20 protein-coding genes are annotated in these 26,858 nt (G+C 49.0%); 14 read left to right on the forward strand and 6 right to left on the reverse strand.

Annotated features, from left to right (window positions below; all coding sequences use genetic code 11):
• Positions 1-155: 155 nt before the first annotated feature.
• The gene (locus M2277_RS09590) at positions 156-3,203 is read left to right on the forward strand and encodes an FG-GAP-like repeat-containing protein (protein ID WP_280754664.1); all 3,048 of its coding nucleotides are present in this window, start codon (positions 156-158) and stop codon (positions 3,201-3,203) included.
• Positions 3,204-3,339: 136 nt separating this feature from the next.
• On the opposite strand, the gene M2277_RS09595 is transcribed toward M2277_RS09590, so the two are convergent.
• Both M2277_RS09595 and M2277_RS09600 read right to left on the reverse strand, forming a co-directional pair.
• The gene (locus M2277_RS09595; protein WP_280754665.1) at positions 3,340-3,924 is read right to left on the reverse strand and encodes an NAD(P)H oxidoreductase; all 585 of its coding nucleotides are present in this window, start codon (positions 3,922-3,924) and stop codon (positions 3,340-3,342) included.
• Complete coding sequence (locus M2277_RS09600; protein WP_006207732.1) at positions 3,921-4,139, reverse strand: hypothetical protein; 219 nt, start codon at positions 4,137-4,139, stop codon at positions 3,921-3,923. Before M2277_RS09600 ends, M2277_RS09595 begins: the two co-directional genes overlap by 4 nt.
• 219 nt (positions 4,140-4,358) lie before the next feature.
• Here M2277_RS09600 and M2277_RS09605 point away from each other — a divergent pair, with 219 nt between their 5' ends.
• Both M2277_RS09605 and M2277_RS09610 read left to right on the forward strand, forming a co-directional pair.
• A complete protein-coding gene (locus M2277_RS09605) occupies positions 4,359-4,667 on the forward strand; it encodes a winged helix-turn-helix transcriptional regulator (RefSeq protein ID WP_051449079.1) in 309 nt (102 codons plus the stop codon).
• A 373-nt stretch (positions 4,668-5,040) separates the two neighbouring features.
• Complete coding sequence (locus M2277_RS09610; protein WP_006207734.1) at positions 5,041-7,062, forward strand: bifunctional diguanylate cyclase/phosphodiesterase; 2,022 nt, start codon at positions 5,041-5,043, stop codon at positions 7,060-7,062.
• Between the two features lie 126 nt (positions 7,063-7,188).
• Here the strand turns inward: M2277_RS09610 and splB are convergent, their stop codons facing one another.
• A complete protein-coding gene (gene splB, locus M2277_RS09615; protein ID WP_006207735.1) occupies positions 7,189-8,214 on the reverse strand; it encodes a spore photoproduct lyase in 1,026 nt (341 codons plus the stop codon).
• Positions 8,215-8,429: 215 nt separating this feature from the next.
• On the opposite strand from splB, the gene M2277_RS09620 reads away from it, so the two are divergent.
• From M2277_RS09620 to M2277_RS09655, 8 genes are all read left to right on the forward strand, one after another.
• Entirely contained in the window at positions 8,430-9,440 is a 1,011-nt protein-coding gene (locus tag M2277_RS09620; protein WP_280754666.1) for a LacI family DNA-binding transcriptional regulator, read from the forward strand.
• A gap of 146 nt (positions 9,441-9,586) precedes the next feature.
• Complete coding sequence (locus tag M2277_RS09625) at positions 9,587-11,917, forward strand: glycoside hydrolase family 65 protein (protein ID WP_006207737.1); 2,331 nt, start codon at positions 9,587-9,589, stop codon at positions 11,915-11,917.
• Between the two features lie 20 nt (positions 11,918-11,937).
• Entirely contained in the window at positions 11,938-13,233 is a 1,296-nt protein-coding gene (locus M2277_RS09630) for an ABC transporter substrate-binding protein (RefSeq protein ID WP_006207738.1), read from the forward strand.
• A gap of 57 nt (positions 13,234-13,290) precedes the next feature.
• Entirely contained in the window at positions 13,291-14,187 is an 897-nt protein-coding gene (locus tag M2277_RS09635; RefSeq protein WP_100086460.1) for a carbohydrate ABC transporter permease, read from the forward strand.
• Positions 14,188-14,201: 14 nt separating this feature from the next.
• Complete coding sequence (locus M2277_RS09640; protein WP_006207740.1) at positions 14,202-15,041, forward strand: carbohydrate ABC transporter permease; 840 nt, start codon at positions 14,202-14,204, stop codon at positions 15,039-15,041.
• 26 nt (positions 15,042-15,067) lie between these two features.
• Positions 15,068-17,299: an alpha-L-rhamnosidase-related protein gene (locus M2277_RS09645; protein WP_006207741.1), complete on the forward strand. Its 2,232-nt coding sequence runs from the start codon at positions 15,068-15,070 to the stop codon at positions 17,297-17,299.
• Positions 17,300-18,370: 1,071 nt separating this feature from the next.
• Positions 18,371-19,225 (forward strand): sensor histidine kinase, encoded by an 855-nt coding sequence (locus M2277_RS09650; protein ID WP_006207743.1) that lies wholly within the window; start codon positions 18,371-18,373, stop codon positions 19,223-19,225.
• Complete coding sequence (locus M2277_RS09655; protein ID WP_006207744.1) at positions 19,204-19,857, forward strand: response regulator; 654 nt, start codon at positions 19,204-19,206, stop codon at positions 19,855-19,857. Before M2277_RS09650 ends, M2277_RS09655 begins: the two co-directional genes overlap by 22 nt.
• A 377-nt stretch (positions 19,858-20,234) precedes the next feature.
• Here M2277_RS09655 and M2277_RS09660 read toward each other — a convergent pair whose 3' ends face one another.
• Both M2277_RS09660 and M2277_RS09665 read right to left on the reverse strand, forming a co-directional pair.
• Positions 20,235-21,482, reverse strand: a complete 1,248-nt coding sequence (locus M2277_RS09660) for a glycosyltransferase family 2 protein (RefSeq protein ID WP_006207745.1) — start codon at positions 21,480-21,482, stop codon at positions 20,235-20,237.
• A gap of 162 nt (positions 21,483-21,644) precedes the next feature.
• Entirely contained in the window at positions 21,645-22,997 is a 1,353-nt protein-coding gene (locus tag M2277_RS09665; RefSeq protein WP_006207746.1) for a sodium-dependent transporter, read from the reverse strand.
• Between the two features lie 325 nt (positions 22,998-23,322).
• On the opposite strand from M2277_RS09665, the gene M2277_RS09670 reads away from it, so the two are divergent.
• The 3 genes from M2277_RS09670 (at position 23,323) to M2277_RS09680 (ending at position 25,430) form a co-directional block, all read left to right on the forward strand.
• Complete coding sequence (locus tag M2277_RS09670) at positions 23,323-23,550, forward strand: DUF896 domain-containing protein (protein WP_006207747.1); 228 nt, start codon at positions 23,323-23,325, stop codon at positions 23,548-23,550.
• Between the two features lie 267 nt (positions 23,551-23,817).
• Positions 23,818-24,351, forward strand: a complete 534-nt coding sequence (locus M2277_RS09675; protein ID WP_006207748.1) for a sigma-70 family RNA polymerase sigma factor — start codon at positions 23,818-23,820, stop codon at positions 24,349-24,351.
• Entirely contained in the window at positions 24,348-25,430 is a 1,083-nt protein-coding gene (locus M2277_RS09680) for a DUF4179 domain-containing protein (protein WP_006207749.1), read from the forward strand. Before M2277_RS09675 ends, M2277_RS09680 begins: the two co-directional genes overlap by 4 nt.
• A gap of 98 nt (positions 25,431-25,528) precedes the next feature.
• Here M2277_RS09680 and M2277_RS09685 read toward each other — a convergent pair whose 3' ends face one another.
• On the reverse strand, positions 25,529-26,824 hold the full coding sequence (locus tag M2277_RS09685; RefSeq protein ID WP_006207750.1) for a glycosyltransferase family 2 protein: 1,296 nt from the start codon (positions 26,822-26,824) through the stop codon (positions 25,529-25,531).
• Between the last annotated feature and the right edge of the window lie 34 nt (positions 26,825-26,858).

Consider the following 26,858-nt stretch of genomic DNA (forward strand, 5'->3'; position numbering starts at 1 on the left):
GTACGGTACCCATGGTTGAAATGTTTCAAATTTTGAAATATGTCTGCCGACGATCCTACTGAAGCAATAAGTAATGGCCCCACATCCCCCTGCAGGGGGATTTTTCGTTGGAAAGGTTGAGATATAATAGATTTGCTTAAAAGGGGGAATGAGAGTTGAAGCTGGAGAAAAGTGTAGTCAGAGCCCGCAGATTGCTACCGATCCTTCTGGGTCTGTCTCTGTTGGCTGCACCCTTACAGGGGCATGCCGCGGACAAACTGCTAGTTCAGGATGGCGTGTTATACCGCGCGGGAACAAATCCTTACGACGCTGTGGCAGATGACGTCAATGGGGACGGAAGAGCGGATGTCATTGTTTTCGATTTGGTGGAAAATAAAATATCTGTTCTCCTGGGTAACGGGGATGGAACCTTCCAGATGAAGCAGGATACTTCTGTCGGGAGGTCTCCTCGGGCGGTCACTGTTGCCGACTTTAATGGCGATGGGCATGCAGATGTGGCAGTGTCGAATGCCGTGGATAATACGGTAGGCATTCTGATAGGACGCGGGGATGGGACATTCGAACAACAAGTGGCGTACCCGACAGGCAATTGGCCAGTGGGATTGGCAGCTAAGGATTTTAACGGGGATGGGATCTTGGATCTCGCCGTAACGAACAACAGCTCCAACACCGTATCCATCTTGCGGGGCATGGGTGATGGAACATTTAGGACAGCGATCACAGTACCTGTAGGGATGTCACCTCGCAGTGTAGCCTCTGAGGATTTGAATAGCGACGGGATCGTGGATTTAGCTGTTGCTAATGTAGGATCGAATAACGTAAACATATTGCTTGGTGACGGCCAGGGCGGGTTTACTTCCGTATTGGCCATCAGTTCGGGAAGATCGCCTATTGGTCTTCAAGCAGCCGATTTGAATTCAGACGGGTACATGGACCTGGCGTTAGCCGCCAATGGAGATCACACGGCGAACGTGTTTCTTGGTAACGGGGACGGAACGTTCAGGCCTGTTATTACACTTCCATTGGGGCATTCTCCTCTAGATCTTGAGGTTGCTGATTTTGATGGGGATGGTAATCTGGATCTCCTCGGAGGAGTCCAGGATTCATCCAATCCGATACTGCTGGGCAACGGGGATGGCACCTTTCAATCTGCCCGGACATATTTCGACCGGCCGTCATCTGCGGTGGCTTCGGGGGATTTTAACGGGGACGGCAAAGCGGATATAATCGATATCAGTTATGGCTATATTAAAATCTTCAACAGTGCTGCTGAGGGTGTTGTGTCCCTGGCGCAGGATCGATACGAGGCTGCCGAGAATTCGGCAAGCGTGACGGTTTCGGTCTACCGGGCAGCAGGCAGCTACGGTCAAACCAAGGTTTCGCTTCGCACAATAGAAGGAACAGCAATTGCCGGTACGGATTATAACTCCGTTGATGAGCTGCTTGTGTTTAATGAAGGAGAGACAACCAAGTCTTATCCCATTTCCATTATAGGCAGGAATGGGGATCAGGGGGATCGGACATTTTTTGTTGAACTGGGTAATCCGACGAACGGTGCTGTTCTTGGAGCATCTGCGAGAGCCGAAGTGACGATTCGTGAACCGGTAGCTGTTCCGGATACAACGCCCCCTGTCCTTGATGTCTCCAAGTTTCGTATCATCGATCAGTATCAGGGAATGCCGGATCAATTGTACGGTGAGGCAGGTGCGGTCAGCGAAGCTGGAGCGATGGTGAAGGCGTACCCTTGGGTAGATGCCGATGCGGACGGCACAGTAAATGCCGGAGAATGGGGAGCACCGATTGGGCTGGGCCTCAGTGCAGCCGACGGCTCAATACTGCCTGCTGATATCGGTGACCTCAGTCCGGGTACCTACGCATTCGTTGTGACCGCAGCGGATGCCGCTGGTAATGAATCCGCTCAGGAGGCGTCAGCCGTTGTCACGATGACACTCGTTAAGGATGTGCCGCCGGATTCTCCGGACACGTCCCCGCCTTCATGGCAAACTGGCGCGAAGCTGATATTCTCCAGTGTTACGTCAAGTGCCGTTACCCTGGAGTGGCCAGCAGCAAGTGACGACAGGGGAATTGCTGCTTATGAAATATATCAAGGCGGTACGATTATACAATCTGTTCCTGCAACAACTAGAAATTATACAATAAACGGCTTGGCCGCGAATACGACCTATAATTTTGCGATTAAAGCAGTGGATGCGGCCCGAAATGCCAGCCCAGGGCTTGAAGGGACCATTCAGTCTGCATCAGCTCCGGGTTCCGGCTCGGGGTCAGGGTCAGGATCAGGATCATCGTCCTCGGGCTCCGTTCCATCGGTACTATCTTCGGAATCCAGGCTGCAGCAGCTGAGCCTTACGGCAGGGGACCAACCAATCACATTGACTCCACCATTCCAGGCAGGGGTTTACGATTATACGGTAACCACCAAGGAAGCTCAAGTTGTAGTGAGCCCTCGTATCATGCATTCTGCTGCAAAAGTTGAGATCAACGGTGAGCGGGTAACCTCTGGTTACACGGTTCCTCTAAAGGACGGGGATAATGTCTTGACGATTCGTGTTCAGGCTGAGGATGGATCGGCGACAACCTATCGCCTTACCTTGAAGCGGGAGCCATTGGAGGAGACAGGGGAACAGCCGAATCAAGAGATTCAGAACTCTTTTATTGACATACAGGGGCATTGGGCCGAGCCCGACATCCAGAAGGCTTTTACGCTCGGGATTGTTAAGGGAGACGTATCCGGTACTTTCCGTCCCCATGCTTCTGTCAGCCGCGCCGAATGGGCGGTTATGATGGGAAGATTGCTGAAAGCCGATCTAACCGGCTCTTCCATAAGCTTTACCGATGGCAATTCGATACCTGCCTGGGCTCATGATGGGGTTCATATGGCGGTTACGGAAGGTCTTATGATCGGTTATGCCGACGGCACCTTCCGGCCTGGCCAGCCGATTACGCGCGCCGAGATCGCCGCGGTGCTGTCCCGTGTGATGAATGAGTCCGGTGAAATGGACGGGAATACCTCCTATGCTGATGACAGCGGGATTCCAGTCTGGGCTAAGCCGTACGTACAAGCGGCTGCAGATTATGGACTGCTCCAAGGAAGAGGCGCTAACCGTTTTGCTCCGAACGAGCCGATGACGCGGGCGGAAGCAGCCGTTCTGCTCGTTAGACTGTCCCGTGTGTTGGGACCATGATTGCATGTGGATCCATAGAAACTCCAGAGTTCTATGGATAGCTGTAGGGTTTTATCAATCAGAAAGCGGCCTCCGAGGGAGGTCGCTTTTTTTGTCGTACGAACGTTTGACCCTATTTTATGAAGCAGTGATTTCTTTATCCCTTGAGATCCGCATAATGCAGTCCCAACTGATAAGCGCGCTCCAGCAAGCCCTCCATGTGCTCCGGTATAGCTTCCAGGGTGTCGTAGAAGAACTCTACTCGGGAATTCTCGATTCCGGAGTAATTGGAGATCCCGACATTGAGGGAATGGGAGAGCATTTGATCGTAGCTGCGCTTGGCAAAATGGTCTTCTGAAGCGCCTGCCAAGGCCAGCCATAACACCTGTTTATGGTGAAGCTTCGAGCCGCCGCCGTAAGCAAAGCCTTGATTCCAGACACGGTCGATATACCCCTTCAGCATCGCGGGGACCCCATACCACCACACCGGGAAGATGTAAGCCAGTGCATCGTGCTCCTTCATTCGTGATATTTCGGCTTCAACCTCGGGAGAATAAAGCTTCTTAGGATCAGACCAATCGGGTTCGTCGGCCTCCCATAGGACCGGATTGAAACCTATGCGATGAAGGTCCAGTACTTCCGCTTCATGCCCGGCATCCCGAAGCCCCTGCACAAATCTCGTGGTAACTGCAAACGTAAAGGAATTTTCCCGTGGGTGTGTGACAACCGTTAGTACTTTCATAAAAATTCACCTTCTCTTTCTTCTCTGAAAATTTGTATGCCAAATTGTTCAATACGCGACATTGCGGCATCTGCATGCACTAATGTTTCGGACAGGTAAAAGCCTCCCGGGGCAGGCGGTGAGCCGTCCCAGCCCAGAATGCGCTCAATGGAGAGCAGAATGCTAAGCGCACTGCCGATTACACCATAACCGCCAGCAATGTAAATAAGTGTCATCGCGATTCCACCTCCAATAATTTGCTGCAGCACTGGCTTAAGGAGATTATGTATCATATAATGACAGGAAGGAAGTACGCACTTAATAGTTCTATAGGTACCCAAAAGTATCATTAATACCTGGAAGTGCCTGTAGGAAGTCGATATAACTCTACACTTGAGGGGAGGGGGATACGGGTGAACGGGGAGCGGAAATACAATATTCCGTCTGAAGCGACGATGGATGTGATCGGTGGCAAGTGGAAGGTCATTGTACTGTGCCACTTAAGTTATGGTCCCAAGCGAACGAGCGAAATTAAAAAGCAGATGCCGGACATTACGCAGAAGATGTTGACCCAGACTCTTCGGGAACTGGAGGAGGATGGGATCATTACTCGAACGGTCTTTAATCAAGTGCCGCCGAAGGTAGTATACGAGCTGAGTGAATTGGGAGACTCGCTGCAGCCGATCCTGGATCAAATCTGCGACTGGGGCGAGAAGTATTTGAATGAAAAAACGAAGGTAAGCACCCTTGAGGGCAATATATAAGAGCAAGCTGCGGACCGAACTATGGCGTTCCGCAGTTTTTTTTATTTTTTCGCTGTAACCACTTTATTTTCCATTATTTCTAAAGTAATAGAGGGAATACCCAGAGATTTGTTGAATATCTAGTTCTTTAGACTCAATTCATATTTTGCTGCTTTTGAACGATACCGAGCTTGTCGAGAAATTGAATAGTTCACTTGGTTATCATGGAATAGGATGCGGGGGCAGGGAGGCTGTAATAAATAATCAGAGTTTGGCATTTTCCCGGTACGAACAGGTTTGAGATACGGAATGAAACAGGAACGTTGTCCGACAGGAAACGTATGATCATCATAGGACTTAAGAATTAGTCGAAAAAGGAGTGTGCACAGCTCAGATGGACGGCAGCTATAATTTTTATATTGTTGGGCTTTCAATCGTGATTGCTATACTTGCTTCATATTCCGCTTTAAATATTACGTCCAAGATTTCAGATGCGAGCGGCAAATCCAGGTTCTTTTGGCTTTTTGGCGGCGCAATGGTGATGGGGAGCGGAATTTGGTCGATGCATTTTGTTGGCATGCTGGCCCTGCATATGAATATGAACGTGAAGTATGATGTTGCTCTGACGATCATGTCAATGCTGGCGAGTGTGGTCTCCTCCTTCATCGCTTTTTACATTACCATGCCCAGAGACATCAACTGGTTCAAAATCGCCATCGGTGGTTTGATTATGGGCAGCGGAATCGTGACCATGCATTACATGGGGATGGAAGCCATGATTATGCACGCGGAAATAAGCTATGACCCGGTCATTTGGGTATTGTCTGCCATCATTGCACTGGCTGCATCTTATGCAGCGTTAATATTGTTTCTCCGCTTTCGCAATCATTCCAAGTCCAGCTTCCTGAAGTGGGGCTCCGCGGTCATTATGGGATTTGCCGTATGCGGGATGCACTATACAGGAATGATGGCTGCACGGTTTGAGCCTCATTCCGGCATGATCACTCAGCATGAGCCGCAGTCTGTGGATCTCTTTCTGTTGTACTGTGTGACCATTACGATTTTTGCGATTCTGTTGATTTCGTGGGGGGCCATGTTCTTTGACCGGCATGTGCTGGAAAAGCTGGCCTATCAGGATACGATTACGGGTTTGCCTAACCGCAATGAAATGAACCGCTTCTTCGAAAGTAATTCCGAAACGGAGAAGATCAGTGTTTTATTTCTGGATCTGGATCAATTTAAAGCCATCAACGATACACTCGGTCATCATGTTGGGGATATGCTCGTTCAGGAGGTGGGGAATCGACTGCGTCAATTCATTCAAGGCTACCAGCAGGTATTCCGAATCGGCGGAGACGAATTTCTCATCATTTTGAAGCAAAGCGATCCGATGTATGCCCAGCGGCTGGCTGAAGATATTCTGCAAAAAATTAAAAACGTATACTTTATCGATGGCAATGAATTGTACGTTACGGGAAGCATCGGAATCAGCATCGGTTCTGTTCATAGCTCGGACAGGTCCACGCTGCTGAAGAATGCGGATACGGCGATGTATAAGGCGAAGGGACTCGGCAAGAATCAGCAATGCCTCTACACCGAGGAGATGGGCGTTCAAGAGGTCCGCAAAATGGAATTGGAGAAGGATTTGCAGAGAGCGCTTGAGCTTAAGGAATTTTTCATCGTCTATCAGCCGAAATGGAATGTGAAAAGCAACCGGTTGGTCGGGTTTGAAGCGTTGATTCGCTGGAATCATCCCCGCTTGGGTGTAATATCGCCGCTTGAATTTATTCCGATTGCCGAAGAGACGGGGCTCATTATACCGATGACCCGATGGACGCTTGAGGAGGCTTGCAAGCAGTGCAGGGCATGGAAGGAGAGAGGAATCGTTCAGCCCGTCTCGGTGAACTTGTCCATTCGGCTGTTTCACGGCGATAATCTGCTGGAGCTTGTTCGGAATGTGCTGGACAAGGCGGAGCTGGACCCGCATCTGTTAGAGCTTGAGATTACAGAGTCCATGGTGCTGCACGATGTGAACGACATTATTCGACAGCTTGAGAACATCAGAGCTTTAGGGGTTAAAGTGTCCATGGATGATTTCGGAACCGGTTATTCCTCGATTGGGCTGCTCGACCGGATTCCGATCGATGCACTGAAGCTGGACCGCCTCTTCACCAACGATTTAGATACGCCCAGTAAACGGGCGATTATCAACGCCATCGTTCTCATGGCAGAGAATTTAAATCTGGATGTGATTGCCGAGGGTGTGGAGAATAAAGAGCACATCGACTTTCTGACCGGACTCGGCTGTCATGTCATGCAGGGGTATTATTACGGCAAACCGATGGATATTGATGAGATTGATGTCTGGATGTACGAGCAAGATCACAAGGCCGAAACGATCGAGGTTATGGGATAGAGGAAGGTCTTAGATTAACGATAGATCAATAGAAACATATCGGAAAATAACGGGCACCGTGAGGTGTCCGTTATCATGTTGAGCGGAGAATAAAGTTTCGGATCAGGGCTGGGTGCGTGTACCCGATTACACGAAATACGCAATTTCCGCTTTTGGAAAATATTCCTTGATTCCCTTTTCGAACAGCTGCTGGAATTCTTCAACGGTCTCTGCTTTATAGACATATTTAAATTTTCCGTATCTTCCCCATTTAAGCTGCCGGTCTTCTTCTTCCATGTCCAGCTTGGTTTTCGGATAACGCTTCAAAATGGTGTTTTTGGCTGTTTTGGTAAACCGATGTTGAATGAGTTCAAATGTTAGATCCTTTACCTCTACGTGGCTTAACCGCTCGTGAAGCTTCTCTAGCAGATGCCAATAGCCCTCTTGCCATCCGTCATACTTGACAATCGGAGCGATGATGAAACCCAGCGGATATCCGGCTTCCGCAATTTTGCCCGCTGCTTCGATCCGTTCTTCAAAGGAAGAGGTTCCGGGCTCGAAATACCGAATGACATAATCGGAATTGATGGAGAATCGGACCCGGGTATGTCCGCCGTGCTCGACGTTCAGCAAGGAATCAATGTTGGCGAATTTGGTCACGAATCGGAGCCGTCCATGTTCTTGCTTAGCCATGAATTCAATGTAATATGCCAGTGCTCCGGTCAGATGCTCCAGGGAGACGGGATCGCCGGTACAAGCCGCCTCGAACCGGGTAATTTCCGGTGAACGTTCTGTGATATACTGCTTCGCCCGATCCAGAATTTCATCCAGATTGACGTAAATCCGAACATAAGGCTTCGAGCTCATAGTAGTTTGGAGGTAGCAGTAATGACAATGTCCTGCACATCCCGTGGTAAGCGGGATGGCATACTCTGCAGACGGCTTGGACGTATCAAATTCCAGAGTTTTTCGAATCCCGACAACGAGGGTGCGTTTAGCGTTGCGGTATTTTTCAGTTTCGGTCTCCCCCGGAATGCCGGTTACCCGATTATGGGAAGTGGTCATTTTGATGGGAGTGCCTAACTCTTCAAACCATGCATGAAGCTTTTTGCCAAGCGGATACTCCAAAGCGGCCGGCTCGAAAAAGACCAGTTCCGGGTCAAAACGCTCCAATTGAATTCCTCCCATACTAGTAATAAATCCAGGTATAGGATTTGCAATGGAAGATGCGATCATGCATCCACAGAGCCCCGGAAAGGCTGAAATTATTTACACTTTTTGTATGATATTGAACCGTTTTTTTCTTCCTAATTTATCCGTTTTGTTGCTATTTTACTGGTAACGGATACAATAGTATGTGAATCTAACGAATGGTAGTGGTGATATAAATGGTGTCAATCAAAGATGTGGCCAAGCTGGCAAATGTATCGATTTCAGCCGTTTCCAAGACTCTGAACGGCTATTCCGATGTAAGCGAAACCACCAAAGAAAAGGTTATGAAGGCTGCGCAGGAGCTGAACTATTTCCCGAATCGCCTTGCCAAAAACCTTAAGCACAAGGTCACCAAGACCATTGCGCTGATCATATCGAACTTTGAACAGGCAAACGGCAAAGATGGTGTTATGTTTCAAATCATGACCGGCGTCTATGCCGCAGCACAGCATTATCAATATGAAGTGGTGATCTATACGCGTAGTTTGTCTGAACAGCAGGATAAATCGTACTGGCAGTTCTGTAAGGAAAACAAAATTGCCGGCGTTGTGATTTCAGGACTACGTACAACGGATCCATATTTTGACGAGCTGGTGAACAGTGAGTTTCCATGCATGGTAGTGGATGCAGACATTGTCGGTCCCCATACCGGATCGGTCATTACGGACAACGTAGGCGCCGCCAGAAAAGCCGTGGAGTATTTAATTGATAAAGGGCACCGTGAGATCGGCATGATCAATGGGCACAATTTTGCAGCGGTTAGCGTGCAGCGTCTTCAGGGATACCGGGAAGCACTTGAAGAGGCGGGACTCGTATATGATCCGAAGCGGGTAATCGAAGCGGATTTCAGCGAGCAAGTAGCGTATGAGGCTACCGAGCCGTACTTGGAGAGGCATCCGAATCTGACCGCAGTTTTTATATCCAGTGATCTGATGGCCATCGGATTTATGACGCGCTGCCGCGAGCTGAACATTAGAATTCCAGAGGATATCTCCATCATGGGCTTTGACGATATCGTACTCTCCAGTTATACGACTCCCAGGTTGTCAACGGTCAGGCAGGACTTCACAAGAATCGGCTATTCGGCATTTGAGGAAGTCATCAAGATGCTGGAGAATCAAACGCCAGGATATCACAAAATTCTTTCTTTCGAAATTGTTGACAGAGAGACAATAATAGTGCAATAATGTTATCGAAAACGTTTTCGCGTGAAGAAAGCTTTTATTTTAGGCTCATTTCGAAATCGTTTTCGGTATTTTTTTGGCAGTATCGAAAACGATTTAGGTATCGCTTACAAAAAATAGAGAAAAAACAGTTGGAGAGGATGACAACCATGCTGAGCTACAACGAGGTACAGTCTGAAGATTTGAAGAAATGGTCATTTGCCGAGGTGCAATTCAATCCGCTGGCTTTAGGCAAGTGTGAAGCGATTATGTCGCTTGGGAATGGATATATGGGTCTCCGATCAGCTGCGGAAGAGTCGTATATCGGGGAGAAGAGAAACCTGTTCGTTAACGGCACATTTAATAAATTCGATGAATTCGAGGTGACGGAGCTTCCGAATACGGCGGATATTACTCGACTTGACATCCGGATAGACGGTACAAGGTTCTCGCTGGAGCGGGGAACGGTGACCGAGTATGAGCGAATGCTGAACATTCGCGATGCAGAGCTCGTGCGAAGTTTTATCTGGGAATACGAGGGCAAGAAAATCCGATTTGAGTTCAGGCGCTTTGTCTCATTAGCCAAGCTGCACCAGATCGGTTTGAAGGTTAGCATAACTCCTCTGAACGAGGGCATAACACTGGTAATTAACTCCGGTATCGACGGGCAGGTCAGCAACAGCGGCAGTCAGCATTTCCACGAGGGTGAGAAGCGAATTTACGATAAAACCTTCCTTGAGCTGATTCAGACGACAACCGAGTCCAAGGTGGATTTCGTCCATGGTGCGGCGCATCGACTCCGGTTAAATCAACAAGAGATTGATACAGCCCCCAAGATGGATATCGATCGTCGTAAAGTGGCCGTATCCTATGCATTTGATGTAGCGGCGGGCGATTGTCTCGAATTCGAGAAGATGGCAACCGTATTCACAAGCCGTGACCGTGAATTTGCTGAAGGAACCAGCCTTGACGATATTCGGCAGCATGCACTGGCTGAATTGAAAGCGTTCCATTCTGCTGGTTACGATCCGCTTTTTGCAGAACATCAATTAGCCTGGAGCAAGGTTTGGGAGCAATACAACGTATCCATTCAATCTTCGAACTCCTTCGATCAGCTGGCTGTCCGGTTTGCCATATATCATCTGGTGATCATGACACCGGCACATGACCGGCGAATGGGCATCGGCGCCAAGGGGCTCAGCGGAGAGGGGTACAAGGGTCATTCCTTCTGGGATACGGAAATTTTCATCCTGCCATTCTACATCTATACCCATCCCGAGGTCGCCCGCTCTTTGCTTGAGTATCGCTATCTTGGTCTGGAAGGCGCCAGAGCAAAAGCGATTGAGAACGGCTTCACAGGCGCGATGTATCCTTGGGAGGCCGCTTGGCCAAGCGATGGCGAAGTCACGCCGGAGTGGGGACAGGTGGATATCGTAACCGGCAAGCAGATTAAGATTTGGTCCGGTTTCATTGAACAGCATATTACATCCGATGTTGCTTATGCGGTATGGCACTATTACAAAGCGACAGGCGACCAGGACTTTATGGACCGATACGGCTACGAGATGATATTTGATACCGCTAAATTCTGGGCCAGCCGTCTGGAGTGGAACGAAGCCAAGGGTGTATATGAAATCAATGAGGTAGTGGGCCCGGATGAGTACAAGGAGCATGTGGATAATAACGCATTCACGAATTATATGGCTTCCTTTAATATTCGACTGGCTATGGAATACTATCACAGTCTCCAGAATTCGAATGCTGACTTGTTCCAATCGCTGAACGGGAAGCTGGAACTGGAGGAAGCTATGAACGAGTGGCAGAGCAAGATTGAGCAAATCTATTTGCCACAGCCAAACCAGGATGGGATTATCCCGCAGGATGACACGTACTTACAGAAGAAACTCATCGACTTAACACCATATAAGTTGCAGAGCAAGGTAGGCAGCATCTTCGACGACTATAACCTGGATCAGGTTGGGGAAATGCAGGTATCCAAGCAGGCTGATATTATGATGCTGTTCTTTCTGCTGGAGGATCAATTCACGCCAGAAGTGAAGCGAGCGAATTATGACTACTATGAGCCGAAAACGCTTCATGATTCCTCCCTCTCCATGTCAACGCACAGCATTCTGGCGAATGACTTTGGTGATCGGGATCTGGCCTATCAGCTGTTTGAACGGGCTTCGCAAATCGATCTGGGGCCGTACATGTATTCTTCTGATGCCGGTGTTCACTCCGCTTCACTTGGCGGCATATGGGAATGCGTCGTGCTGGGGTTCGCAGGAGTGCGCATGCTTGGCGGAGAGCTGCATATGAATCCGAATCTGCCCAAAGCATGGGATGAGCTTTCCTTCCCGCTGTACTGGCAGGGGCAGCGTTTGGAGGTCCATATCAACCGGGAGACCTTGACGCTGACCGCAAATTCGGATCAGGAAGTGCAGCTGGTCATTCACGGCAACCCCATCAAGTTCTCAACAGAGCTTCAAATCCAATATTGAACAATCAGGAGGGTCATTCAATGAAAAAGAATTGGAAATGGTCAACAATGCTTAGTATGGTCATCATCGCTGCTTTGGCATTATCCGCTTGCGGCGGTAAGAGCGGGGAGTCTGGCAACGGGGCTGCAGGCGAGAAGGTTAACCTGACGTTTACCGTATGGGGGGATGTGAACGCCAGCGCGAATGAGCAGAAGCTTGCTGATGAATTCAATAAAGCTCACCCGGATATTCAGGTGAAATTCGAGCCGATTCCAAGTGAAGGCTATGGCACGAAATTGACAACTTCACTTGCAGCCGGACAAGCACCCGACGTGTTCCTGATCGGCGAAGGCGATTACTTCAAATATGTTGAAAAAGGTGTTGTGGAACCGCTCGATGACTACTTAAGCAAGGATAGTGATTTCAGTCTGGATATCTTCCAGAAGGATCTGATCGACAATATGAACATCAACGGCAAGCAGTACTATCTGCCGAAGGATTTCAATCCGCTGGCGCTCTGGTACAACAAACGCATGTTTGACGAAGCTGGCCTGGAATACCCGTCTGATGACTGGACATGGGATCAATTGATCGAAACTTCCAAGAAACTGACCAAGAAGGAAGGCAATAAATATACCGAATTCGGCTTCAATGCCGGCAAGTGGGAATATCCGATTTACACGTACCTCTGGGATCATGGAACAGATATAGCCAATGAAGATGGAACGCAAGCCGAAGGGTTCATGAACGGTGAGAAGACGGTAGCCGCTATTGAAAAATATGTGGCGCTATCGCAAGGCGAAGACCGCGTATCGCCTACCCCTCAGGATGCCGAGACGCTTGGCGGTGACTCCTCTATGTTCATGACGGATAAATTGGCCATGATGGTGACAGGCCGCTGGGTGAAGACGGATCTGGACAAATCGGACGTGGAATACGGCTCAGCCCTGATTCCGACCGGTGAGGACGGAACACGCACCAGCATTATCGCTAGTGCAGGTTGGGCGATCAATGCGAACGGCAAACACAAACAGGAAGCTTATGAGCTGTTGAAATGGTTGTCTGGTACCGAAGCCCAGAAGCTTCGCTCCGAGAACGGCAAGGTTCTTCCAGCAACCGTAACGGAACTGGAAGAAGTGAAAGCTAACGAAGTTGCGGACAAGCCGGTTATCGAAATGATGGATTATGCGAAGAAGCCAGTCACCTTGCGCTCTACCCATGGCCCGATTTTTGTTGAAGAATTCACCAAAGCCATGGAGAAGATTTTGCTGAAGCAGCAGGATGTGAAAGGCGCTTTGGATGAAGCCGCGAAAAACGTGGATAGCAAAATCAAGTAAAAATGACAGGTGAAGCGCATAATCATGCGCTTCACCTGCTTCATCAAGGAGGCTGTTATGCGAAAGTCAAAATCGGATTGGGCCGGCTACTTGTACATCATGCCATGGCTTCTGGGACTTCTGCTGTTTACGATTGGCCCGATGCTGTTCTCACTGCTGCTAGCCTTCAGCAAGTGGGACATCATCACGGGCGTGCAATCGATCGAGTGGGTTGGGCTGGACAACTTCAAGGCGATTTTCCATGACGAATTGTTCTATCAATCGCTAAAGGTAACCTTTATATTTGCACTGGTATCGGTGCCGCTCTACCAAATCGTGTCCTTGTTGATCGCGGTGCTGCTCAATATGCGCAGCCGCGGCATGAACGTATTCCGCTTGATTTATTTCATGCCGTCCGTCATTCCGGCCGTTGCCGTATCGATGATGTGGGTGATGATCTTCAATCCCGAATACGGAATATTGAACAAAGCGCTTGGATGGTTCGGCATCCAGGGCCCGGCTTGGCTTCAAGACCCGTCCTATGCGCTCGGAGCACTCATTGTAATGGGAATCTGGGGTGTCGGCAATACCATCATTATTTATCTGTCCGGCTTGCAAAGCGTGCCGGAGGATATGCATGAAGCAGCCGAACTGGACGGTGCCGGACGTATTCGGAGGTTCTTCAGCATCACGCTGCCGATGATATCGCCAACGGTATTCTTCAACCTGATCATGGGGATTATCGGCGGGTTCCAATACTTTACCCAAGCTTTTGTCATGACCAACGGAGGTCCGCTCAATTCTACATTGTTCTATAACCTGTATCTTTATAACAAGGCATTTCAGGATTATGAGATGGGTTATGCCTCGGCATTATCCTGGATCTTGTTTGTCATCATTCTTGTATTTACTCTGATTGTCATTCGAAGCTCGTCCATGTGGGTGTATTACCAGGGCGACGATGATAAGGATTAAAGGAGGCGTCATTCATGAATCAATCTGCCAAGCGTATCAGCCTGCCGCATATCCTGTCCATGCTGGCGCTCATTACCGGGGCTCTTATCGTCATTGTTCCGTTACTGTGGACCTTCTTCACCTCACTGAAATCACCGGCCGAGGTGTTCAAAGATAACTTCTTCCCGACCGTGTGGCATTGGACCAACTACCGGGATGCCGTGCAGGCCGTACCATTCTTCAAGTTCCTGGGCAACACCGTCATGATTCTGATTCCGGTCTTAATCGGAACCGTATTATCTTCGGCCATCTGTGCTTACGGATTCGCAAGATTTAACTTCAAAGGCAAACGAACGCTGTTCCTGGTGCTGCTGGCAACGATGATGCTGCCTTCCCAGGTTACGATGATTCCGATGTTCATTATGTTTAAGGAGATCGGTTGGGTGGATACCTTCCTGCCGCTGATCATTCCTGCGTTTTTTGGCGGCGGAGCCTTTAATATATTCCTGATCCGCCAGTTCATGCGCGGCATTCCCCGGGACCTGGACGAGTCCGCCTTTGTGGATGGAGCCAACCGGTTCCAGATCTTTACCCGGATCGTTCTGCCGCTGTCGGTGGCACCGCTGATTGCCGTATCGATCTTTACCTTCATGGGCGTCTGGAATGATTTTCAGGGACCGCTCATCTATCTGAACTCCAGTGATAAATATACGCTGGCACTGGGTCTTTCCATGTTTAAGGGATTGTATAACGTCGAATGGAACATGCTGATGGCGGCTACGATTCTGATTATGCTGCCGGCATTAATCGTATTTTTCCTGGCACAAAAATATTTCATCGAAGGCATATCCATCTCCTCAGCGATTAAAGGTTGATCGGATGGATGCCATAGGAGGCTGACATGCAGGGTACATCAGGATTAAATAGCAGACACCCCTTCAATCTATACTATAACGCCGGTGAGTATATGAAAATCTGCGGAACCCAGGATGGCTATTTCCCGGATTTCGGACACCATGTCGCTAACGAGATGGGTGGTGTATGGCTTCACCCGATCAAGCTGCTGGACGGCTTCTGGCTGAGAATCACGGATATCGACCGCAACATTTCGGTTTGGTCCCGCTCGGACAGCTTCACGAGTGAGCCTTGGGGCAGCCGGTTCCAATACGATCATGGCCTTGGCCATATTCCGGTCCGGCTGGAGCGTGTTCAGTTCGCCCCTGAGCTGGAAAAAGGAATGGTGGCCGATTACCAGCTGCTGTCCTATGGAAAAGGAACCACGCGGCTGAAGCTGGAGCTGCTGGCTCGTACCGATCTTCGTCCCGTTTGGTTCTCCGATGAAATCGGCATTATAGACGGCGAACAGGATGAAGTCATCCTGTCTTCCGAACGAACCGTTGCGGTGAAGGACAGCGCCCATGACTGGTATGTCCAGATCGGTACGGATTTACCAGGGACCGAGGTAGAGACGGGAGCCTCCGTGTACGGGCCGGAGTTTACGGCCGGAAACGGGACGGGTGTCGTCTTCCGGAGCGGAGTGATCGAGCTTCAGGAGAAGGAGACACTGCAATTCCGTTTGTTTGTTGCCGGTTCCTACGAATCTCAGGAGGAGAGTGCAGCGGTATATAACAAGCTTGTCTCTTCGCATGAGGAGCTTCTTCAGGAGAAGAAGGCACTGTATGAAGTAGTGGAGAACCGCGCGAAGCTGGAAATCGCCGGTGAGGATCTGCTGAATGAAGCCTTTAAATGGGCCAAGTGGAACAATCAGTGGCTGGTGCAGAAGGTGGATGGAATTGGACGCGGCTTAACTGCCGGGGGACCTACCTATCCATGGTGGTTTGGATGCGACAATACGTACTCCCTTCAAGGCGTGCTTGCTATCGGGGATGCACAGCTGGCGAAGGATACGCTGAATCTTCTGCTGCAAAAATCGGAGGAAGCCAACGGCAACGGCAGAATCGTGCATGAGATCACGACCATGGGCGCCGTATCGAACCCGGGGAATACCCAGGAGACGGCTCATTATATCGCTTTTGTATGGGAGCTGTTCCGCTGGACGGGAGATGAAGAGCTGCTGCAGCGCCATTACCGCTATTGCGTGAAGGGTATCGATTGGCTTCTGCAAGAAATGGATCCGGACGGGGACCTGTTCCCTTCGGGTTATGGCATCATTGAGATTGCAGGCCTTAACATGGAACTGATCGACAGTGCGGTGTATACCGCGCAGGCTCTGCAGGCCATGGTGGACATGAGCAGGCATCTGGGCGAGGAAGAGAACGCGAAGAAGTATAATGAGCTTGCAGACCGGGCAGTACGCGCCATTAACGAAGTGTACTGGTGCGAGTCGGAAGGTTTGTACGCAGATGCGGTTGCTTCGAGAAGCGATATAGAACCGAAGGTCGATTATATGGTTTCCCTGGCGGAGAGGGAAGGGATTCAGGGATATCGCAAGTACCTGGAGAAGATGTTAACGGAAGCCAAAGATGCGAAGGCTGACCGTGGATGGCTGCTTAACAAGAACTGGGTCATCGTGACGCCGATGGAGACCCGAATCGCCGATCCGGAGAAGGCCGAGCGGGCGCTTGAAACTATGCGTTCCGACATCTTCATTGGAGAGTACGGCACCTATCTTGCAGGGATCTATAAGCAAGGCACCATGACGATCTCGACGGGTGTTCATGCGGTAGCGGAAGCGGCCAACGGCCATCCGGACGAGGCGCTGGCACTGCTGCGCAGAATGCTGGGGTCCTTCTCGAAAGTGCTCCCGGGCTCTTTTTCCGAGATGTCCCCGGATTACGGCTGCGTGGTACAGGCATGGACGCTGTATGCCCTCACGGTTCCGGTTATCCGCCACTTCTTCGGCGTGACGCCAAGTGCGCATGCGAAGACGGTCCATATCAAGCCTCAGCTTCCAACCTCGTGGTCGGATCGTGAGTGCAGCTTGAGCAATCTCAAGATAGGTGAAGCCGAGCTGGATATCTCTATTGCACCGCAGCAAGCGGGAGCTGGACGGATCGTGACCGTTCGCAATCCTCAGGGCTGGAACATTGTCATTGAGCTGGACGGTCAACGCCTTGAGAGCACAGATACATTTATCAACTGGGCAGTGGAAGCAGCAGAGGTTCAGGCGTAAGTGACCATAGAATGTCCGTCCATGGGCGGTTTTGCCCGGATGGATGCAGATACACATTATAGAAGGGATCCCTTATACCGTGTAAAACGGATGAGGGATCTTTTTCGTTCCCCTCAAATGGAAAGTCCTCTCCGAAATCTGTGATAAACTCGTTATTTCCAACTACAGAACTTATAGAGGCGATTCAAAGACTAACAGACATGGTTCGGGACAACACTCAGATTCGGGGTTTGTGTGGGACGGGATGAACCGGCTGGGTGAGGGAGGGATTGACTAGGAACTGGAATTCACTCATTGCTGGCAACGAGCGGCATGATGCTGACTAAAGCGGGTGCCGTATTGAAAATATGGCGTGGAAAATAAATAAAAGAGCAATATAATCAGTGTTATTTTATTGCATTTATTTCCTTATTAACCAAATCGAGGTGGATGTCATATGACAATATTGATGACAACGCACACTATTGGTGTCACCGGATCTTGCATTATATTTAGGAGACATAAGGCGCCTAGCTTTGGATACGAAACATGATTTCAATCGATGGATAACAAGTAAGGTCATAGCGAGTACATTGGGGTGATGTATGACTATTAATCTGAAAATAGAAGACGTTTGTATTCAGCTAGGAATTGACATCCATAAATTCAAACTGGAAGAAGCTCCTCAAGAGAAGAAGAAACCCGAAAGCACTTCCCCTGACCCTGAGTAATCTGCACGATGCGGCACGAATACTTGGTAAACACCTTACATCACGCCAAAAACGGATCAATGTCACATGACAATTTGATGACAGCACTCACTATTTGTCGAACGACCCTTCCATTATATTAAATGATATGTGTTCGGTACAACGATGAAAAACATCATTAATACATAGAAAGAGGTGTTTGTTTCGGAAGATGGGGGAACTAATGGAAGGTATGCTTGGCAGTAATATGCAAGGCCATGAAAACAGACCTTCTGACAGGAGGTCTGTTTTCACCATTCGTTTTGTCCATTACGGGATGAATCTTTTGATTTCATAGTGCAGGGAAGTGCTGCATCTGATATAGAGCAGCAAGTCGATCAGCGTGCTCTACTTGGAGAGCAAGCTGTCACGAAGCGTATTTACACCACAGCGGCTGGATGTACTGAAGCTGCTGGGCTCGCAATGCGCCATCTCGATTGCTAATGCTAAGTTATATACCGGAATCCAATATTTGAAGGAGAATCTGGAGCAGCAAGTGGAGGAGAGAACGCGAAGCCTGGAGCGCTCGATGCGGGAAACATCCGCTGCATTGGCAGAGGCCTCTGTCTATGAGGAGCGGAATCGCATTGCTCAAGAAATTCATGATATTGTTGGGCACACGCTTACGTCGACGATTCTGCAGATTGAAGCCGGAAAGAGGCTGCTCTATAAGGACATGCAGGGCGGTGTTCAGCGGCTGAATGAGGCACAGGATCTGGTTCGGCACAGCCTGAATGAAATACGGGGCTCCGTGCACATGTTGAAGGAGGACAAGTATGCAGACCTTGCCAACATGCTCCACGAGCTGATCCGGGACACGGAGCGAAATACGGGCGTCATCATTCATGCGGCTATCCACGATCTGCCCGAGTGGCTATCCACGGCTTACAAGAAGACGATCTATCATGCGCTGCAGGAGGGCTTGACTAACGGAATCCGTCATGGGGGAAGCAAGGAATTTCATTTTAGCCTGATGCCTGTGGGAGATAGGCTGGAGTTCAGGCTTCAGGATTATGGCATTGGAGCTCGCATGATTGTGATGGGTTTTGGACTGAAAGCGATGAGAGAACGTGTTGAACAACTGGGAGGCAGCTTGTCGGTCGATTCCAGACCTGGACAGGGTTGTATGCTGTGGATTGATTTGCCTTACCAAATGCAATGGATTGGGGAAAAGGAATGGAAAAAATCACGATTGTAGTTGCTGATGACCAGCTGTTAACACGGGAAGGCCTTCGGGCGATTCTGGATCTGGAAGATGACATGGAGGTGGTCGGTGCAGCCAAGAACGGAGAAGAAGCTTGCGAAATGGTGGAGACACTCCGTCCCAGGCTCGTGCTGCTCGATATTCAAATGCCCGTCATGGACGGCATTCAAGCCCTGAAGCACATTAAGCAGAGCCATCCGGATATTTATATTCTCATTCTGACTACGTTTATTGAGACGGATTACATTGTAGAAGGAATGGCGCATGGAGCGAACGGTTATATGTTGAAGGATATGGATGCAGATAAAATGATTGCCTCGATCCGTGATACGGTCGCGGGCCAATTTATCCTTCCTGCTCCGGTTGCAGCCAAATTGGCGGCAAGGATGAGCAAAATGACGGAGGGCCATCCTGTGATGCGGAGAAACCGGCTGGATCGAATCCGATTGACCGAAAGGGAAGAGGGATTGGCAAGACTGATGGTCCAGGGGCTGAACAACCGGGAAATCGCAGATATGCTGCACATCGCCGAAGGTACTGCCCGTAATTATATTAGTAATCTCTACAGCAAATTGGAAGTGGTGGATCGGGCACAGGCGATCGTCCGGCTGCAAGCGATGCTGTAATAATCGAGTGGTGATGAATAATGGTAAATGGTAGCCCGATGGACTTTCAATTTGAGAGTGTGTCGGGTTTTTTTGGCGATAGTTTCTTTACTTCATCCTGGAAATGTTAGTAAGTTATCATTCAATATGAAAATTAATTTTATAATAAATTTAGATTGGTCTGAGCGCTTGTCATTATTTCTCGGGAAATAGCGATTGCTGGCGGAATGTCCGAAATATATAGTAGTTTCAGCAGCTTAAAAAGGAGAAACACACGCTTAGCGTATTGGAGCTAAAAGCCTGGTTTGCTAGTCTTTGTCATGGGTCTGATGAAATGCAAGCCGCAGGGAGCCTAGGCTCCCTGCGGCTTTGGTGATATTCATCCACTATGTACATTGCTATTGATCCACTTCAATCTCGCTCAACTGAAGGGCTCTTGTATGCTTTGTTGGATTCCAGTTGACGTTCTTCATGGTGATGAGTGACCAAAGAAATAGCGGTACGTAAGTCAGATTGAAGAAGTACAGGTACACATAGCTTCGGAAAATGCCGACTTTATTCTTCGAATCGAGGAACTGAGCGTATCCTACGTAAATGAATTGGAACAACAAGCATATCACCCATACTTGCCAAGGAATCAAATGATGAGCATCTAATAAGTCGGTAGCCATAGATATGAACACAAGCAGACTTGTGGTTGCACTTAATACAATTTTTCCAGGATTAATCAGGTACATCAAACCATCAAAGGCTTTAAAGTCCAGTCTGGTGACGAATCGCCACATTAATCTGTGAGCGTATTTGAAGCAGACATCCCAGTGCCCTCTTGCCCAACGGAGACGTTGAATGCAGGAGGATCTGAAACTCTCCGGCTTCTCATCGTACACGCGTGCAAAATGACACCACCTAGCGGGTACGCCTTCAAGCAAGCACTGCATCGTAAACTCAAGATCCTCCGTTAAGGAACGAGCAGTCCAGCCGATCGTTTGGAATAGGGTCGTATCTACGCAGAACCCCGTTCCGCCGATGGCATTTCCTAAGCCTAACCGGGACTTGGCAAGCTGCCAGGAGCGGTTCATGAAAATGTAGCTTACGGAGTAGCCTATGGTCACCCAGTTGTCATTCGGATTCTTGGAATCCAGGTAACATTGTATTAATTTATCCCCGTTCAACAAGTGGTTATTCATTTCCCTTAAATAGTTTAACGAAACGAGGTTGTCAGCATCAAAGAAAGCGATACCGTCAAACTCATGGATTAACCGATCTCCATACTGCTCAATCGCATATTTGATTCCATATGGTTTTCCCTTTTGCTCTCCTGGCAGGTATGTATGTTCAATAACGGTTGCACCGAGTTTTCTAGCGATTTCACTTGTTCTATCCTTGCATCCATCAGCAATAACACACACTTCATAGAGATCCCTCGGGTAATCCATGTTGTGAAGATTCTCTACCAGGTGTCCAATTACCGCTTCTTCGTTGTGCGCTGGAACCAAAAGAAGGAATCGTTTCTCAGGCTCATGTTCTTTCAGTCTCTTCGGTTTGCCAAAGCCAAAGAGACTGATAAGCATCCAATAGGCCCAGAAGAACAGCAGGAGGTACTGAATTAAGGTTAATCCAACACCAAATACATACTCAAAATTCATGACTCGCTCCACCTTTTTTTACTGGAATTTTCTGATACCCATCAAGTTGATATCGATAATGTCGTTTTCAGAACACTCTCAATTCGTAAACCTGGGGCAAGGGAATAAAAAAAGGCAACCTCGTTCGCCCGCAAGAGGCTAAGAGATTGCCTTGTGGTCAACCTATTCAAACTTGATAAGACCCGTTGTATGGAGCAGCACCAGAAGTACAAGCACTGGCGCAATATAACGGAGCATGAACAGCCATACCCGGAACCAGCCAGCCTTCAGACCAGCGGCATCGGCAGCCCTCTTCCAGAAATAACCCGCGAAGATCGTCGTAATTAATCCCCCGACAGGAAGCAGGATATTAGCTGTGATGAAATCCAGCCAATCAAAGAAGCTTTTGCCGCCTATATTGGTTAGTCCTGGTAAGATGCCGAATGATAGCGCGGAGGGAAGACCAACCAGCATAACCAACGCACCGATGATCATGACGGATTTGGTCCGTCCCCAACCCCAGCGGTCCATGACGTAAGAGGTAGGCACCTCCAGCAGGGATACAGAGGAGGTCAGTGCGGCAATAGCTAGAAGGACAAAGAATAACCCTCCGAAAAAAGCACCCAATGGCATGGCCGAGAAGGCAGCCGGCAGTGCAATAAAGACAAGCGAAGGTCCGGAATCCGGCTCGATACCGAAGGAAGCGGTAGTCGGGAAAATAATGAGACCCGCAATAAACGCATAGATCAGGTCACCTGCACCGATGGCAAGGGTTGCCGGACCTAGCGATTGCCGCTTATCCACGTAAGCTCCATACGTCAGCAGAATCCCCATACCCAGCGATAGCGAGAAGAAGGCATGTCCTAACGCGACCAGTGCCGCTTCCGGACTCAGCTTCGAGAAGTCAGGATTCAGGAAGAAGGACACGCCTTCCCCGGCTCCCGGCAAGGTCACCGCCCGAATCATCAACACAACCAGCAGAATGATCAGGCCAGGGATCAGCACCTTGTTGAATTTCTCAATGCCTCCGGAGATGCCTTTTGCCACGACCCATGCTGTGATTGCAATAGCAACCACCTGCCATACAATCGGCATGTAGCCCTCCGTAAATGAGCTGAACTGACCACCGAAGTCCGTATTGCTGTACAGGCTGCCGCTAAAGGACATCACTGCGTAATGAAGCGTCCAGCCAGCCACGATAACGTAGAAAGTCAGAATGAGAAACGGAGCAATAACCTGGAGCAGTCCCAGACGCCCGAAAGCTTTGGGACCGCCGGCTTTCACGAAGGAAGTGGCTGCACTTCCCCGTCCGGCTCGTCCGATGGCGAGCTCTGCCAGCAGAACAGGCAAACCAACGACGATGAGACAGATGATGAAGAGCAGGAAGAAAGCTGCCCCGCCATTTTCGCCCGTAATATAGGGGAACTTCCACATATTACCGAGACCGACAGAGCTCCCGATCGCGGCCAGAATAAAACCAGCCGAAGAAAAACGGTCGTTTTTCCCCGTTGCCGGGATGTTTTGCGTAGATTTCATAGACGGTCCCCCAGTAGTTTAGAGTTAAGTTCTTCTATTATATTGCAAGTTCACCAGAAAGGAATAAGTAATTTTTCCTAAGGGATAAAGGACCTGTTTGTTAGTATGCTGCGAAAACCAAGTTTTCACTACTAACATTAACCACGAATGGCAAATGAATAAACCCGAAATATAAAGTTTGAGCCAGGACAGCGCTGTCGATCAAGGAATTGGGCGACTATGAGGTGGAAGTGGGAAAGGGGAGTATTGACAAATGTCTTGAAATATTATATCTTTATATTAAGATAAAATACGAAATGAATTCAACGGAAAAGAGGCGATATTCATGATTCAAAGCTTAACCCGGATTAATCAATTGGCCCAAAAACAGCGGGAGGGCACACTCACGTCAGCGGAAAAAGACGAGCAACAGGTCCTGCGCCAAGAATATTTGCTTGAAATTCGCGGACAAGTACTCAGCACCTTCTCGGGATTAAGCATCGTGGATCCCGCCGGAAACGATGTAACGCCCGAGAAGCTTCGTGATAAGCAGAAGCAGTTAAAAGATAATTGAACTGCGGCAGCTGGTTTTTTGAAAGAAGGACTACTGGCTGTGAGTTATCAATCCGAAGTGTTATTGCGTACTTTTAGCCCCTTAAAGACTTTTATATCCTAAGATAACAGCTCCCGCAGGTTCACTGAACTTGCGGGAGCTTTTGGTGTGGCTCCGATATAATACATACAGTATGGGTGTAACCTTTTGAAAGCCCCGGACATCTAATCATTGAAATCATCCAACATAAATCTGGTTAACGAAGATGCTCTGAAGGGAGGTTATGCTTTGGAATTGGAGCAAGATTCAGAGATTAAACTCGCCAAGAATGGAAATCATGAGGCATTTATTAATCTGATTAAACCGTTAGAATTGCAAATGTACAGCATAGCGAAGGCCATTCTCCGACACGATGAGGATTGTGCAGATGCCATGCAGGAAGCCATATTGAAAGCTTATAAATCGCTCCCGAGTTTAAGGCAACCGTCCTTCTTCAAAACATGGCTGTTTCGCATCCTGATCAATGAATGCAACACTATCATCCGAAGAAGAAGCAGCATGATTCCCTTGTTAAACCTGGATGAAGCCCAATATGATGCACCAAACCCGGAGGTTAGGATCGATCTGCGCGAAGCCGTGTACAGACTGAAGGAGGTGTCTCGCACCATCATTATCCTGCATTATTTTCGGGATTTACCTTTACGACAGATTGCGGAAATGCTTGATTTGAACGAAGGTGCTGTTAAGACGCGTCTTCACCGGGCTCGGGTTACATTATCAGAATGGCTTACCAATCATAAAGAAGGGGAGGTTAACGTATGAACCATGACCTTAATCACGAACTTGAACAGGCGAAGGATGAAGCAGGGGAAGTTCAGCAGTTGCCGGATACGATCCGTATGCGTTTAGACCATACTTATCGGATTATAGAGAATAGTCCTCCTGTTCGAAAAAAGCGATATTGGACTGGTTTGTTGGTGGCTGTGGCGGCGTCGGGGTTACTGATTATCGGATCGGGTTTCATCTCCCCGGTCATGGCCGAAGCTCTAAAAAACATACCGGTTTTAGGTAGCATTTTTCTGAATGACGGGGATGAAGGGTTAAAAACAGCTAGCCGACAGGGCATGATAACGGAAGTTCAACAGAGTGTTGCCCATGATGGGATTACGATAAGCATATCAGAATTGATGTATGACGGAAGTCGTATTTCAATGGTATTGACCCGGCAGACCATCGATGGCAAGAATGAATCGTTTGGTCAATTAGGCAGTAAGGCCAGTCAGCGCGGGGACGTGAATGGGGTCCAATTTTACGTGGATGGGGAGGAACTGGGGAATTACGGTTACAGCATTACGGGAGTAGGGGATGGCGCGCCGAATTCGGATATCGTGAACTTGTCGCCAGAGGGACTGCCCGACGAGTTCACATTAGAGGTCGTTATTCGAGACATCAGCGTATCGGAGCCGTTTAGATTCAGCATTCCGGTCAAAAATAGCGCTGCAGATCGTGCGGTCCTTAAATCGGAGGAGCCTAATATACATGACAATATCCATATGGAGATCAGCAGCTTTAAAATTACCCCTGCCACAATGCAAATGATAGTTAGCATCACGGGTAAGCCAGGCCAGCATCTTAAGGAGTTCATTGAATCTGTTCCTGATCAATATAAAGTGGAAGATTTCATAAATATTGATTATGAGGTGATGAACGAGAAGGGGGAAATAGCCAAATCCCTTGGTGCCATGGGCAGCGGCTCCGGCAGCCATCTTACATTCACGTTCATGTACGAACCGTTCCCAACCAAACCGAAATCCATCACGGTCAGACCTTATGTGTATAGTTCAGAGCATAAAAAAACATATATACCTGAACTGGAATTCCACCTGCCTGTTGAAGAATAAACATGTCTAATACGGAGTTAAAATGCACGAAAAAAAGAGCGAGTCAGGAGGGGAATGCCCCACTAACTCGCTCTTCTTCATGATCAGCATACGCCTAATCATCCAAACCGCTCGGTTTTATACCATTTGGACTCTCTGCCCGTGATCTTGTCCCTCATCATGGAGACAAAGGCTTTGATGGATATAACCAGAAACAGCTGGGCGTAGGTGAAATACGATACGCAGGATAGAATGAAGTTGCGTGTGTTGCTCTGACCAATGTCCGTGGCGAGCGCCAGGTTGATCTGGAGGACGTAGATATAATACATTAACGCCCATGCAATGATCAGGTACATGTACACGTCCCCCTCAAACCGGAAGGGAGAGACCACAGCCGGGTTAAACAGCGCGATGATCTGGTACACGATGTTTGCGACGAAGATGATATCCGAGATGATGATGGCAATCATGAACCAGAAGTAGCTGGCCGCGTAATACAGCACGTGCAGCTTGATCCGCCAGCTTGTCCGGTCAAACAGGTGATGAATATTATCGGTAACCACGCTGTAGTTTCCTTTGGCCCAGCGTTCGCGCTGCTTCATGTAGACCTTCAGATCCTCGGGCTCCTGCTGATAAGCCTCAGCTTGCGGAGCCAGCGCAATCAGCTGTCCTCGTGTCAGAATCTCGAACGATATAGCGGTATCCTCTGTAATCGCATGTTCGTCCCATCCGCCGATTTCCCGGATCAGCCCAGTCTTCACGATAAAGTTCGTGCCTGGAATGGTACCCAGCTTAAAAAGCTGCCATAGACCGGTATGGTGCACGCGCTGAATGGTAACCAGCTCCAGATTGATGCAGCGGGACAGAAAATTCTGTCCGCGATTTCGGGCTTTGTTGCGTCCGAAGACCGCACCATAGCGTTCAGGCTCCTCCATCGCCTTCTGCGTCAGGAACAGCAGCGCATTCTTCTCAGGCGCGGCATCCGCATCATAGACACAGATCCATTCGCCTGTGGCCTGCTTGAGCGCATCGTTCAAGGCCCCCGACTTGCCGCCGGTTCCGGTTCTCTCTAAGATGATAAAGTTGCGGTCCCGGTAGCGCTCATTGGCTTTTAATGCGCGTAAGCGCTCGGCCGTATGATCTTTGCAATTGTCGGCAATGACAATCAGCTGCATTTTGTGATGAGGGTAATTCATCTGCAGAATATGCTCGACCGTTGCTTGGATGACCAGCTCCTCGTTATGCGCGGGCACCATAACCGTTACGGTTGGGAAATCCTCCAGATTGCTGGGGTTGACCAGCTTCTGACGGCTTTGTTTATGGATGAACAGAATCGCGCCGGCCATAATAATGATGGATTCCAGAACGGCAACCCATATACTGATGATCGAGATGACCAGCAAAAAGTCAGTCACTGAACCTCCCCCGATCGTACTTTCGTTTGATTTT

Origin of the sequence: Paenibacillus sp. LBL (assembly GCF_029893715.1) — a bacterium.
Taxonomy (GTDB): Bacteria; Bacillota; Bacilli; order Paenibacillales; family Paenibacillaceae; genus Paenibacillus_AQ; species Paenibacillus_AQ glucanolyticus.

What these genes read in the sequence shown, in the direction of transcription:
- M2277_RS09595 (WP_280754665.1), bottom strand. Translation starts at nt 3,924, where the DNA reads ATGAAAGTACTAACGGTTGTCACACACCCACGGGAAAATTCCTTTACG.
- M2277_RS09600 (WP_006207732.1), bottom strand. Translation starts at nt 4,139, where the DNA reads ATGACACTTATTTACATTGCTGGCGGTTATGGTGTAATCGGCAGTGCG.
- M2277_RS09605 (WP_051449079.1), top strand. Translation starts at nt 4,359, where the DNA reads ATGGATGTGATCGGTGGCAAGTGGAAGGTCATTGTACTGTGCCACTTA.
- M2277_RS09610 (WP_006207734.1), top strand. Translation starts at nt 5,041, where the DNA reads ATGGACGGCAGCTATAATTTTTATATTGTTGGGCTTTCAATCGTGATT.
- M2277_RS09620 (WP_280754666.1), top strand. Translation starts at nt 8,430, where the DNA reads ATGGTGTCAATCAAAGATGTGGCCAAGCTGGCAAATGTATCGATTTCA.
- M2277_RS09625 (WP_006207737.1), top strand. Translation starts at nt 9,587, where the DNA reads ATGCTGAGCTACAACGAGGTACAGTCTGAAGATTTGAAGAAATGGTCA.
- M2277_RS09630 (WP_006207738.1), top strand. Translation starts at nt 11,938, where the DNA reads ATGAAAAAGAATTGGAAATGGTCAACAATGCTTAGTATGGTCATCATC.
- M2277_RS09635 (WP_100086460.1), top strand. Translation starts at nt 13,291, where the DNA reads ATGCGAAAGTCAAAATCGGATTGGGCCGGCTACTTGTACATCATGCCA.
- M2277_RS09640 (WP_006207740.1), top strand. Translation starts at nt 14,202, where the DNA reads ATGAATCAATCTGCCAAGCGTATCAGCCTGCCGCATATCCTGTCCATG.
- M2277_RS09645 (WP_006207741.1), top strand. Translation starts at nt 15,068, where the DNA reads ATGCAGGGTACATCAGGATTAAATAGCAGACACCCCTTCAATCTATAC.
- M2277_RS09655 (WP_006207744.1), top strand. Translation starts at nt 19,204, where the DNA reads ATGGAAAAAATCACGATTGTAGTTGCTGATGACCAGCTGTTAACACGG.
- M2277_RS09660 (WP_006207745.1), bottom strand. Translation starts at nt 21,482, where the DNA reads ATGAATTTTGAGTATGTATTTGGTGTTGGATTAACCTTAATTCAGTAC.
- M2277_RS09665 (WP_006207746.1), bottom strand. Translation starts at nt 22,997, where the DNA reads ATGAAATCTACGCAAAACATCCCGGCAACGGGGAAAAACGACCGTTTT.
- M2277_RS09670 (WP_006207747.1), top strand. Translation starts at nt 23,323, where the DNA reads ATGATTCAAAGCTTAACCCGGATTAATCAATTGGCCCAAAAACAGCGG.
- M2277_RS09680 (WP_006207749.1), top strand. Translation starts at nt 24,348, where the DNA reads ATGAACCATGACCTTAATCACGAACTTGAACAGGCGAAGGATGAAGCA.